Annotated in this window: 10 protein-coding genes and 1 pseudogene; 3 read left to right on the forward strand and 8 right to left on the reverse strand. The window is 41.3% G+C overall.

Annotation, left to right across the window (positions count from 1 at the left end; genetic code table 11):
* Position 1: 1 nt before the first annotated feature.
* The 3 genes from Q8W40_RS04075 to Q8W40_RS04085 all read right to left on the reverse strand — a co-directional run bounded on the left by Q8W40_RS04075 (position 2) and on the right by Q8W40_RS04085 (position 3,372).
* Positions 2 to 373 carry an acyl carrier protein gene (locus Q8W40_RS04075; RefSeq protein ID WP_305395994.1) on the reverse strand — a complete coding sequence of 124 codons (372 nt, stop codon included), beginning with the start codon at positions 371 to 373 and terminating at the stop codon, positions 2 to 4.
* Between the two features lie 1,037 nt (positions 374 to 1,410).
* A complete protein-coding gene (locus Q8W40_RS04080; RefSeq protein WP_305395995.1) occupies positions 1,411 to 2,517 on the reverse strand; it encodes a phosphoribosylaminoimidazolesuccinocarboxamide synthase in 1,107 nt (368 codons plus the stop codon).
* Positions 2,518 to 2,937: 420 nt separating this feature from the next.
* On the reverse strand, positions 2,938 to 3,372 hold the full coding sequence (locus Q8W40_RS04085; protein WP_101111301.1) for a hypothetical protein: 435 nt from the start codon (positions 3,370 to 3,372) through the stop codon (positions 2,938 to 2,940).
* Positions 3,373 to 3,671: 299 nt separating this feature from the next.
* Here Q8W40_RS04085 and Q8W40_RS04090 point away from each other — a divergent pair, with 299 nt between their 5' ends.
* On the forward strand, positions 3,672 to 3,806 hold the full coding sequence (locus Q8W40_RS04090; RefSeq protein ID WP_305396319.1) for a hypothetical protein: 135 nt from the start codon (positions 3,672 to 3,674) through the stop codon (positions 3,804 to 3,806).
* A gap of 311 nt (positions 3,807 to 4,117) precedes the next feature.
* Here the strand turns inward: Q8W40_RS04090 and Q8W40_RS04095 are convergent, their stop codons facing one another.
* From Q8W40_RS04095 to Q8W40_RS04110, 4 genes and pseudogenes are all read right to left on the reverse strand, one after another.
* Positions 4,118 to 5,161 carry a J domain-containing protein gene (locus tag Q8W40_RS04095; protein WP_305395996.1) on the reverse strand — a complete coding sequence of 348 codons (1,044 nt, stop codon included), beginning with the start codon at positions 5,159 to 5,161 and terminating at the stop codon, positions 4,118 to 4,120.
* A gap of 133 nt (positions 5,162 to 5,294) precedes the next feature.
* Positions 5,295 to 5,959, reverse strand: a pseudogene (locus tag Q8W40_RS04100) (OmpA family protein).
* A 131-nt stretch (positions 5,960 to 6,090) separates the two neighbouring features.
* Entirely contained in the window at positions 6,091 to 6,774 is a 684-nt protein-coding gene (locus tag Q8W40_RS04105) for a DUF2786 domain-containing protein (RefSeq protein ID WP_167404859.1), read from the reverse strand.
* 185 nt (positions 6,775 to 6,959) lie between these two features.
* A complete protein-coding gene (locus Q8W40_RS04110; RefSeq protein ID WP_101111305.1) occupies positions 6,960 to 7,640 on the reverse strand; it encodes a DUF3334 family protein in 681 nt (226 codons plus the stop codon).
* A 220-nt stretch (positions 7,641 to 7,860) separates the two neighbouring features.
* Here Q8W40_RS04110 and ydiJ point away from each other — a divergent pair, with 220 nt between their 5' ends.
* On the forward strand, positions 7,861 to 10,899 hold the full coding sequence (gene ydiJ / locus Q8W40_RS04115; protein ID WP_305395997.1) for a D-2-hydroxyglutarate dehydrogenase YdiJ: 3,039 nt from the start codon (positions 7,861 to 7,863) through the stop codon (positions 10,897 to 10,899).
* 60 nt (positions 10,900 to 10,959) lie between these two features.
* Here ydiJ and Q8W40_RS04120 read toward each other — a convergent pair whose 3' ends face one another.
* Positions 10,960 to 11,178, reverse strand: a complete 219-nt coding sequence (locus Q8W40_RS04120; protein WP_305395998.1) for a hypothetical protein — start codon at positions 11,176 to 11,178, stop codon at positions 10,960 to 10,962.
* 219 nt (positions 11,179 to 11,397) lie between these two features.
* Between Q8W40_RS04120 and Q8W40_RS04125 the strand changes: the two genes are divergently transcribed.
* A complete protein-coding gene (locus Q8W40_RS04125) occupies positions 11,398 to 11,928 on the forward strand; it encodes a GNAT family N-acetyltransferase (RefSeq protein WP_305395999.1) in 531 nt (176 codons plus the stop codon).
* The last annotated feature ends 5 nt before the right edge of the window (positions 11,929 to 11,933 follow it).

Consider the following 11,933-nt stretch of genomic DNA (forward strand, 5'->3'; position numbering starts at 1 on the left):
ATTATGCTGCCTGTTTTTGAGAAACGAAGTTTACTAAACTATCGACTTTGAAAAATACATCCGCCGACTGGCTATTTATAAACTCATTTATAACTTCATCGGAATAATGAGGGTAGTCACTTCTTAGTCGAGAAATTACCTCTCCGGAAACCTTTCCCTCTGGGTTTAAAAAGTTCTCTTCTTGTAAAAATGCTGGGAATATATCTCCAGCCGATATTTTAAGTTGGTATTTTTGTTCGATTGAATAAATGATATCGACAAAATCTATTGACTCTGCAGCGAGGTCATCAACAAGATTTGCCTGTTCTGTTACTTCTTCAGGTTCAACACCTAATACTTCTACTAGAATTTCACTTACTTCATTAAATAACATTGTATTTCCTTTTTACTGTGTGTCTGGACATCTTTTAAAACTCTAACATGATTAAAAAAGCCTTGTAAAACAATAATTTATAGTAAAAAAATCTAGGCGATATTAATCCTTCCTTTTACTAATGATAAAAAGAATTAGCACTGCGTCGCATTTTTATAATAAATTTAAATAATTTTTATATCATTAAGGTTATTTCCTTTTGAACTTTCTTTATTGATTTTTTTGTTATTTTAAATGTTAAAATTGATTAAATGATTAATTAAAAATAACGATTATTTTTTTAATATAAGACAAGTTGTGAAAAAATAGATTTAGATCAAAACAAGCGAAAAATAATTTACTTATTAATTTATAAATTACAGGCAAGCGGTTGATAGTGAAATGTAATAAATGATATTGATACTGATTATTAATCCATTTTGGGCATCAATATGGGGCACTTAAATTTTCTATTCGCATAGTTACAGATATACATGTTTTATCTTTTCTGAAGTACAATAAATACGTACTTCAAAAATGAATTGAATCATGAAGCTCGAGTATTACTCAGATATACTGCGTTAGTAATCTAGATTTCAAGGCTGAAAATATACTTAAAATCGTATAATGATATGAACTCAATATGTTTCCCATGCATAAAGGGGGAGTGTGTCTAGGCTCTGTTGACCCTACCGCTAATGTCTTCCTTGGCTCCGATGTGTAATTAGGCATAGTGCGTTATTACGGCCTAGAAGCCCATTCTTGCTACAACTACATCATTTACAAAGCAATCCTATGTGGTAACGACAAAGTATCCCCGATTAGACAGAAAAGTTCTGCTTATAGCGGTGCCAGCTGAAGGTCATGAATTTAGCTGCAAATATGCAATAAGTCGATAAGGTAAAGAGAGGTTAGTTCCGTTTACAGTGCGTTTGGGTTTAAATGAAGGATCATTGTCACACTTTCTAAGACTGTGTGGAGAGCAAGAAGGGCAAATCAAAAAAGCCAGCTCAATGATGAACTGGCTTTTAATAAATGAACCGGAGAGTTCTGTCGTATTAATCGACGATAAGGTTGTACTGGCTACGAAGAACGTTAATGATTTCTTGTTTAGGATTATCGCTCAGGACGATTTCTTTGCCAGTGATTTTTTCAGCGATACCGATATAGGTTTTGGAGATATTCATAAGAGCAGACTCTGGCAGGTCGTTGTTCTCAGCAAGAGCAAAACGCTCATCCATACGTTCTTTGTTCAGTAGGATGTCGGGTTCGGGGAAATAGTTTAGTAAGAACTGTCGGAAGCCTTCTTTTGAATTTTCAACAATCCGACCTTCACTGTATTCCGCTTCATCCCAAATGCGTGACGAATCAGGTGTTCCCACTTCGTCCATGTAAATCAGTTTCTCTGTACCAGATGCATCGGTGACGTAACCAAACTCAAATTTCGTATCAACAAAAATTTGATCAACATCCGCCAGTGCTTTGCTGATTACTTCAAATCCCTCTTTCAGGAGGTTCTCGTAATGGGGAATGTCTTCTGCTTTTGTAAAATTGAAAGCTTCGTAGTTATCTTCGATGTTCTTTCGAGTGATGTTGACATCGTCGGCTTCAGGGACACCTGGGATACCCTTTAAGATTCCTTTTGTAGATGGTGTCATGAGCAGTTCTGGAAGGGCTTTGTCTTTTTCTAGGTTCTCAGGTAGCTCTATGCCACAGAACTCGCGTTCGCCATTTGCATAGGCGCGCCACATTGAGCCGGTAATGTATTTACGACAAATAGCCTCAATCATAACGGGTTTTGCTTTTTGTACGATCCAAACAAATGGGTGAGGGATATCGAGAATATGACTGTCGGCCAAGCCGTTATCTTTGAATAACTTGAACCAATGATTGGAGATGGCGTTTAATGCGGCACCTTTTCCAGGTACCCCTTTTAATCCTCCTTCACCGTGCCAAATGCAGTCAAAAGCTGAAATTCTGTCGCTAATAACCATGATTGCCAAAGGTGCGTCTGGTGAAACGTCATACCCTTTTTCTTTGATCAGTCTTTGGCTGTCTTCTTCTGTTAGCCAGTAAACCGAACGAACTTTACCGCTATGAACGGGTTTGTTAGTACGAATTGGGAGATCATCATTAACGGCAAGTACTTGATCAGCTAAGCTCATTGCGACATTCCTATCTAATTTCAAACGTCAAAGAGGGCACAAAGAGTCAGTTTGGTTTGCTCTAAAAGGTTTTGAAAGCCCGAATAAATGACAGCGATGAGTACGCTGTTGCTGTTATACGAGAAGAGACCAAACTAACCTCAGAGTGGTAATGCCAACTCCGAAAAGTGCAGATGTTGCGCATGATACCAGAACTTTTTTACTGTTCCAGACAAAAAGCAAACGTTTGCCAGTGAAAAGACCTGTATGCCTATTTTGGCAGCGCAGAATCGTTCTGCTGGGCTTCGGAGCTGATTTGTTCCACCTGTTTTAAAAAGAAGAAAAGCCCCAGAATGGGGCTAGCAGTGGAATATGAACAGTATGGATAGTTTCACTAGAAGTGGGCATGAAGGATAGATAGACCCATCTCCTGTTAGATAATTAGTGTACTAATGAACCTTCTACAGGAAAAAGCTCCGACGCATCGTGCGTGAAAAGTAAGGTGCAATTTAATTGAGCTGCACGTTGTAGCAAGTGTTTCTGATCGATGGCAGAGATACTCTTGCTTGCAATCACAGCACTGGCATTACCTGATTGAAGTGCCTTTAATACCACTTCCTTCTCGGTCATCTTTCTTGATGGCATCATTTGGAGCAAATGTTTAGCGTTAATCTGATAGCGCTTTAATGTCGATGCCTGTGGTTTTGGGCATTCGTTCGTTAACAGTACCCACTTTGAACCTTGCGAGAGCTTTGCAAGTTCAGCACATCGATCAACGTTAGATCCGGATTCGGTAGAACTTTTGTCAAAAGTCGACGCATTAAAACGGTTAAGTGAAGTGTGTTGATTTCGTTTGGCACGCTGTAAGTCATACATGGTTACTGTTTCCTTATACATACTGTATGGATTAACAGTAATGTTGTTTTGGTTGTTTAGCAAGCATGTTTTTAATATTTTTTTGATTTTATTTTTCGATATTAATTTAAGTTATTGATATATAGGTGATATTTGGAAATTCTTAATACTGTTTAAATAAACAGGTTAGGAGGTGGCTGTGGTGGTGCCTCTGTACTCTATACAGTGTTGTACAGTAGTGATGATTTTTTGATTTGAAGTATTGGCAAGCAAAAATGAGAAAAGCGCCATATAAAGGCGCTTTCTATATTGGTGTACTAATGGAATTACTCTTCGCGTTGGTCTCTCAATTGTTGTTCAGCCAAATTAAACTGACGAACATCAAGCTTTGCCAAATCATTGCATTTTTCGCAAGAATGATGATATTTACCATCGACATAATTATGGCGAGTTAGATAGCTTGGTCTTTTACACCAATCGCAAATTCCTTCAATTTCGAACACATTTCCCCCTATTCAAAACATCTCGGTCTTTACTCTCTAAGTGTGTTGACTCCGCCGCGAGGTACTCATTCACTCTATGGCATTTCAAAAGAGCTCATCAGAATTCCAAATGAAATTCCTAAGGCGACATTACAAGAAAGAGCTCAATCTTGGTCAAACACATTCATTAATGGAGCTGTGTGTTCAGTGAGTAAAGACTCTGGGTACATATAAGCAGAAAATTATGACATATCGACAATTGAAATGTTAAGTAAAAGTTACATTTAATTAACATTTTGTTGCAAAATGAGCTTTAGCGCTGTGTTCAACCGTCGCATCTCTTCATCACTGCCATTCGCGTCGGGATGATATACGCGGCAGAGCTTTTTGTAACGGTTCTTGATCACATCTTTTTTAGGCAAACGTTTGGGGTTAAATCCGAACACCGCACATGCGATATGAAACTTCTGATCTTTAGTGGCAGACTTGAGTTCTTCCAGCATTCCGTTTTGTTTTAGAATTTGTTTATGTGCTTTCTCTAGCTCTCTTCTGAGTTTCTTGGATTGCTGTGATTGGTCTGAAACCTTGCTTTCTAATGCCGCATTTTTGTTATTTCTTCGACTCTTGCCGACAAGTATCATAGCAACGAGCGTTAGCACGAATAGAGCGAAGCCTGCTGAGCCGTATATGATCTCTTTTTCGTATTTGATTAGATACCAATCCAAGTCTTTTTTAATGGGAGGAGGCGGTGCGTTTTGTGCATTCTGTGATTCGGAGGAGACTCGTTCTTCGTGCGCTTTGTCTAATTGATCAAATTGACCAAGTTGCGCTGCTTTTCTGTGATTGAATTGATTTTCCAGAACGCGGTTGTACGCGCTTTCTGCTTGATGGCTGTTGTTTTCTAGCGCCACTCGGTACCACACTTCTGCGGTCTCTAAATCACCAATGTTCTTTGAATCACGATATAAGCGCTCATAAATGGCACCCAGCTTTAACTGAGCTCGTGCAAGCCCTTGAACGGCAGATTTGGTGTACCAATAGACTGCTTTATCTCGGTTTTCTTCAATAGCGAGCCCTGAGTCATACGCATTAGCGAGTTTGAGCTGAGCCAAAGGGTATCCGTTTTCGGCAGAATTCCTAAGCCAAACAATGGCAGATTGCGGATCTTTGGGAACCCCATTACCTTGAAAGAACGCCTGAGCCAAAGAGTACTGAGCAACTGGGTCTTGTTTGTTTGCTTTTGATTCCAATTCCTCAATAGAGGCAGCATTAGCTTTCGATAGCACAATGGAAAAGAAGACAGCGGTAATAAATAAAAAAGGTTTCATATAGCCAATTCGATAGAGATAAAAACAGCCCCAGAGGGGCTGATTTTATACCCAAGTCACCTCAAGATGCTAGGACATAACAATAAACGTAATACACCATTAAGTTTAGTTGAGCTTCTACCAATATGCTGGATTACATAGGCAGTATTTGAATCTCGACACGTCTATTGCAAGCGCGTCCTTGAATTGTCGCATTGTCGCAAATTGGATGACGCTCGCCATACCCTTTTACGTTGATTCTTCCCGATTTGATAGATTGCCCAATAAGATAGGATTCGACTTGTATGGCACGATGTTCGGATAATACTTGATTGGTCGTGTCACTGCCGGAGCTGTCAGTATGACCATTAACGACAAGTTTAGTCTAGGGTAGCGTGCGATTACAGCGGCAACCCCGTTTAATGTTTGGTGAATTGGACTGTCTAGTGCAAAAGATCCAGATTGGAAACCGATCCCGTTTTCCATGATAAGTAATAGTTGGTTTTCGTCGAGTCGTTGGACTTGTACGCCGGAATTGACCAATGTGTTGCGGAACTCAGCTTCTTGTTTATCGAAATAATAGCCGACCCCACCGCCAACAGCAGCACCGCCCAGCGCGCCATACAACGCTCGTCTTTGTCTGTCTTTGCTGTCGTCACCCGTGACGGCACCAGCAGCTGCGCCAGCTAATGCACCGAGGATGACACCTTTCGTTACGGAATTAGTTTCAGTTTGACCTGTTGTCGCATTGTGACGCTGAGTTGCTTGGCAACCAGTTAAAGCGAAAGTGCCGATAAGAAGATAGGATAGAAATTTCATAGATGCCTCTCTTGATTATATCGAGCATCATACCCTATATTTTTAATAATACAACATGGTGTTCTGTTTGTGTTTATATACAAAAAAACGCCCGACTGGGCGTTTATGGAATTGGATATTTGTCGAATAAGTTACTTGAGGAGTTTGGGTGCCTGTCCACCTTCGACAGGGCGGTTAACAGATACGCGGCGACCTTTTTTCAAACCAACTTCATAATCCGCAGTAATGTTCTTCATCGCTTCTTTTAATTGTTGTTTGAAGGTTTCGCGATCAATATTTTGGAACTCTTTGTCGATGTAGTTATTGATTTTGTTGTTAGAGTCATCATCTGGTGCAATCTCGGGCAGCTTCTCTAAAGCGCCTTCAATCCAACCAGAAAGAAAAGAAGAAACACGTCGTTGAACTTCAGCACTGCTTGTACCAGAGCCAGCAAAGCCATTTCTAAATTGACCGGTTTGTTCATTCATTTCGCGATAAATGATATCGAAGGCAAACGCAGCAAAAATGGCCCTGTCGGCTTCACCTATAAACTCTAACTTCTTGAGACCTTTGTGGTTAAGCAAAACAGCTTCAACACCAAACTTAGTGTTTATCCCCCTAATGATCCTAAGCAGAGTAGAAGAAACACTAGCGGGTAGCAGGTGGCTGGACTGTGTTTTTCCCATCTTGATAAATTCGATATCGTCTTTATCAAGCCCGTATTTGAGCATTAAACTGTGCGCCATCTTAATGGCGTTAGCGGCTTCGTTTACGTTAGCAGAGTTACCTAGCTCCAAACATTTGGCAATTTTCTTTAGGGCTTTTTTTTTGTCCATGTCCACAGCAAGTCAATTTGAAAAGTCGACCATTTTACCGTGTTAGAAAGGAGAGGGGAAGAGGTATGCGCTATAGATGGTAAAAACGCCACAGTAGGTTTACCGTGGCGTTTGAAAGTTTAAATGTCCAAGCAACTTAACACATTGAAATTAGCCTGTTGCGCTAACTTGAGTTCAAGTGTTATTTAGATGCCCAGCTCATCAAGCAAATCACTTGCAATATCATCTGAAGGTGGAATATCTTCTACTTTTGTTGTTGATTTTGCTTGCTCTTGCTCAAGAATGTCATCAACGCTGGCTTCATCCTCTGCTTCAAACTCTTCAAGCTGGATAAATTCCGTTTTGTCCATTGCGAGCTCTAAATAGAAAATGTTGTTTTTCTCTGTAGAGAAAGACACACGTCGCGCTTGCGGTCTATCTAAGTTCGTATCAACTGAAAGCATGACCTGCTTGTTAATGGCCAGCATTTTAGGTTGGTTTTGCGTAATGTTGGTTTGCAGCTCTTTTCGGATTTTATTCGTAAAGTCACCAACAAGTTGGTTCATCAGTTCACCCAGAACGTCACCGACTTCATCAGAAGTGTGCAAGATGGCGAGCTCTTCTTCTGGCATACCCATGTTACGCATGTAGTTTTGATAGAGCTCTAGCGCAGACTGAGCCGTAAAGTTGATGACGACCAACCCTGAAAACCCACCATCAAACAGTACAAAACATCCAAAATCAGGTTTTAGACTTGTTTTATTGATCTTTTGTACCATAGCAGAGTATGAGATTTTAGAATTCGTAGCAGATTGAAGCACACCAGAAACCGATTGACACAGCTTTAAAAGGATATCTTCTGTTGTAACTATTTTATTTTTTTTCATATAGAATTCGCTTAACAACGATAGGAGAAAATGTTTGCTTGTATTGAAGTGTGGACGAAAAATTCAAAAAAGTAAGCAAACGTTTTAATTTCATGCGTACTTTCTGTTTTTATCAAGCTCTGAAATGTTGTAAAGTGACGAAAATCAAAAAATAAATCGCAATGTCTAAACCATTTTTATCCCGGCTGAACGGATCAGCCACAAGGGAGCAGGAAGCATAATGTTACCAAGACTACAACACCAATCGGATGTTGATCCTTTAGTTAAACAATACCTCGAAGAACTTCAAAGTGCTGGTTTTACAGGCGATATTGAGTCTATGTACTCTAGTCGTTTAGCTGTTGCTACCGATAACAGCGTATACCAGCAGTTGCCTCAAGCCGTTGTTCACCCCAAAACGACAGAAGATGTACAGCTGATTGGACGAATTGGACATCAGCCGGAATATCAAAAAGTGACGTTTTCGCCGAGAGGTGCCGGAACAGGGACAAACGGGCAATCTTTAACAAAAGGTATTGTTGTCGACCTTTCTCGTCATATGAACAAAGTGTTGGAAATTAACGAGAAAGAGGGTTGGGTTCGAGTACAAACTGGGATCGTAAAAGATAAGCTGAACGATGTCGTTCGTCCGTACGGCTTTTTCTTTTCCCCTGAACTCTCTACCAGTAACCGTGCGACGCTAGGTGGTATGATCAACACCGATGCCTCTGGGCAAGGTTCGCTCGTGTACGGTAAAACCTCGGATCACGTATTGTCACTTCAGGCTGTTTTTACTGATGGCTCACTCATTGAAAGTGATCTCAGTGATGTAGAGCCTGAAGAAGGGACCTTTGCTCATCAAGCGTTATCCGTTACTGAGCAAGTCTGCCGCCAAAAGCGCGCCGAAATTGTAGACAAGTTCCCTCCACTCAACCGCTTCTTAACGGGTTATGATTTAAAAAACGCCTTAAATGAGGAAGAGGATTCATTTGATTTCACTCGTGTATTGTGTGGAGCGGAAGGGTCTCTGGCCTTTATTACTGAAGCCAAACTTAATCTCACTTTGATTCCGAAAGCCAGAACACTTGTAAACGTGAAATACAACACGTTTGATTCTGCGCTTAGAAACGCCCCTTTTATGGTTGAAGCAAGTGCTCTGTCTGTTGAAACCATCGATTCTCGTGTATTGAATTTAGCGAAGCAGGATATTGTTTGGCATACCGTGAGTGAATTGCTCACGGACGTTCCTGGCAAAGAGATGCTAGGTATCAACATCGTTGAATTTGCTGGTCAAGATAGCGAACTGGTTGAGCATCAAGTCTCAAGCCTGACGAGCAAGCTTGACCAAATGTTGGAGAGTGAAGAAGGCGGCATTATTGGGTATCAGGTATGTAACGATCTCGCGAGCATTGGCCGTATTTATGGCATGCGTAAAAAAGCGGTTGGTTTACTTGGTGCAGCAAAAGGGAAAGCAAAACCCGTCGCATTTGCAGAAGATACCTGTGTGCCACCTGAAAACTTAGCGGACTTCATTCAGGAATTTCGTGAGCTGTTAGATGCTAAAAATTTAAACTACGGAATGTTTGGTCATGTTGACGCTGGCGTACTTCATGTTCGTCCTGCCTTAGATTTATGCGACCCAGAACAAGAAGCGTTGATGCATCAGATTTCTGATGATGTGGTTAAGCTTGTCGCCAAATATGGCGGACTGATGTGGGGTGAGCATGGTAAAGGGTATCGTTCTGAGTACGGTCCAGAGTTTTTTGGAGAGTCACTATTTTTAGAACTTCGCCGAGTAAAAGCCGCGTTTGATCCACTCAATAAAATGAACCCGGGCAAGATATGTACGCCGCTAGGTAGTGATGCCGAATTGGTTAAAGTGACCGACGCCAAACGTGGAATGTATGACAGGAAAATCCCCGTAGAGGTGCGTGATAGCTTTAAGCAGGCAATGGAGTGTAATGGTAACGGATTGTGTTTTAATTACGATACCAGCTCCCCAATGTGCCCATCGATGAAGGTAACAGCAGACCGTCGCCATTCGCCTAAAGGTCGGGCTGGGATGGTACGCGAATGGCTTAGGCAGCTGACTGAGCACGGGATTGATATTCTGGATTTAGAACAGCAAACATTGAAAGGCAGTGCCACGATTAAGACGCTTCTGAATCGAGTCAGAAATACGATTAACAAGCGTCATGAGTATGATTTTTCTCATGAAGTATACGAAGCGATGAATGGGTGTTTAGCCTGTAAGGCTTGCGCAAGTCAATGTCCAATAAAAGTGGATGTGCCGAGCTTTCGCTCTCGCTTTCTCAATATTTACTACTCTCGATACCAGCGTCCGGCTAAAGATTATTTGGTCGCCAACATTGAAACCATGTTGCCATTGATGGCAAAAATCCCCAAAACTGTGAATTTAGCGTTGAATCAAAAGTGGGTACAGTCCTTAACGGTTAAAACCGTAGGGTACGTTGATGCACCGCTAATGAGTGTGCCAACGCTCGTTCAGCGCTTAAAGCCTTATGAAAGCACGAAGTTTGATTTGAAATTGCTGAATGGGTTATCAGAGAGTGACAAGAAAGACTATGTACTCATTGTTCAGGACCCATTTACCAGTTTTTATGATGCGGAAGTGGTTGAAGACTTTGTTCTACTGGCTAGAAAGCTAGGGAAAAAGCCTGTGTTATTGCCATTCAAACCCAACGGCAAGGCCCAGCATATAAAAGGTTTTCTTTCTCAGTTTGCCTCGTCGGCTAAGAACACGGCAGATTTTCTTTCACTTGTCGCAGATACGGGCATTCCAATGGTGGGAGTAGACCCTGCGTTAGTGCTTTGTTACCGCGATGAGTACCAAGAAGTATTGGGTGCAAAGAGAGGGGAGTTTGATGTACTTACCGTTCACGAATGGCTATTGCCTCGATTGAACGAGCTGAATTTGTCTAAAGACAGTGAAGATAAACCTTGGTATTTGTTTGCACACTGTACCGAGAAAACAAAAATGCCGAACGCAGAAAAAGAGTGGGGTGCCATCTTCTCCCATTTTGGCGCTCGATTAAATACGGTTCCTGTTGGGTGTTGTGGTATGGCCGGTACTTTTGGGCATGAAGTCGATAAACTTACGATGTCTAAAGATATCTATGGTCTGAGCTGGGAACCTAAATTGGACTCTATTGACAAGAGCCGCTGCCTTGTAACGGGTTACTCTTGTCGAAGCCAAGTGAAGCGATTTGCTAGCGAGAAATTACAGCATCCACTGCAGGCTCTACTTACCTTGGTCTAAAGCCCAAACTTATTTGTTAAATAATAGAAAAAGCGAAGCTTAGGCTTCGCTTTTTCATTTTTAGGCTGCTTCCGCTTTTGCACGCTCAAACCAAGTTACAACCTGCTGCTTATACTGCTCTCCATAAAGCCTTACAAATTGCCTTGTGTGCTCGTCTTTCTCGGATTGCAAAGCTTGAATTCGCTTTTCAATATAGCTCGGTGTTAATGAAATACCACATTCAACGGTAATACAATGACGCCATTCGGCAAAGTTGCTTGGTATAACAGACGTAGTCATAAATTTAGTTCCAATTGTGTTTTGTTATAACGTATCATTTTGATGGGGTGATGAACATCGCTCCTTATCACTTTGCTAAGAAAGTGTGCAAAACGATGCATTGCCGTTTTGCTATCAATCTCAACAATCTAAAAAATTTATCACTTCAATATTTGTGGTTTTACTGCATAGAGTTCACTATTTGTTTTCATTTGGCTCATCTGAATAAAGGTCATTGCGGTGCAAGATAATCTGTTCACGTTTCCGGTACTCAGCTATTTAGATTGCGAAGATTTGCTGCGTTTTGAACGTGCTAATCGGCAATGGTTTGAAACGTTTATTGATGAAAGACCGGAAGGTTTTTATTGCATGAAAGGCGTAAACCTGCACATTCGAGAATGCTTGAAGGATTATCAAAGCATGACGATGCTGCCGACTTTGATAAAGAATGGTCGGGGTGAGATCCTCGGACGTGCGAATCTGCATGGTATTGATATGAAGAAAGGTGAAGCGTGGGTAGGGTATCGAATTGCCGAACGCTCAAGTGGGCAAGGTCTAGCGACATTGGCGACTCAGCAATTGATTCATTATGCAAAAACCTACCGAGGTTTGAAAACGCTTAGGGCGTACGCCGCAACACAAAATGTCGCTTCCCAAAGAGTGCTCCTTAATAACCAGTTCCAACATACAGGCACAGTTAACGATTTCACGTGCATCAACGGGTGTATGATTGACTGTTATGAATATCGATTAAACCTCCACGTACTGTAGTTCGT

This window comes from Vibrio penaeicida (genome assembly GCF_030689305.1).
In the GTDB taxonomy this organism is placed as follows: domain Bacteria; phylum Pseudomonadota; class Gammaproteobacteria; order Enterobacterales; family Vibrionaceae; genus Vibrio; species Vibrio penaeicida_B.

Excerpts from the sequence above, each read along its gene's own strand:
- Q8W40_RS04075 (WP_305395994.1), bottom strand. The coding sequence starts at position 373 with ATGTTATTTAATGAAGTAAGTGAAATTCTAGTAGAAGTATTAGGTGTT.
- ydiJ (WP_305395997.1), top strand. The coding sequence starts at position 7,861 with ATGTTACCAAGACTACAACACCAATCGGATGTTGATCCTTTAGTTAAA.
- Q8W40_RS04080 (WP_305395995.1), bottom strand. The coding sequence starts at position 2,517 with ATGAGCTTAGCTGATCAAGTACTTGCCGTTAATGATGATCTCCCAATT.
- Q8W40_RS04120 (WP_305395998.1), bottom strand. The coding sequence starts at position 11,178 with ATGACTACGTCTGTTATACCAAGCAACTTTGCCGAATGGCGTCATTGT.
- Q8W40_RS04095 (WP_305395996.1), bottom strand. The coding sequence starts at position 5,161 with ATGAAACCTTTTTTATTTATTACCGCTGTCTTCTTTTCCATTGTGCTA.
- Q8W40_RS04105 (WP_167404859.1), bottom strand. The coding sequence starts at position 6,774 with ATGGACAAAAAAAAAGCCCTAAAGAAAATTGCCAAATGTTTGGAGCTA.
- Q8W40_RS04110 (WP_101111305.1), bottom strand. The coding sequence starts at position 7,640 with ATGAAAAAAAATAAAATAGTTACAACAGAAGATATCCTTTTAAAGCTG.
- Q8W40_RS04085 (WP_101111301.1), bottom strand. The coding sequence starts at position 3,372 with ATGTATGACTTACAGCGTGCCAAACGAAATCAACACACTTCACTTAAC.
- Q8W40_RS04090 (WP_305396319.1), top strand. The coding sequence starts at position 3,672 with ATGGAATTACTCTTCGCGTTGGTCTCTCAATTGTTGTTCAGCCAAATT.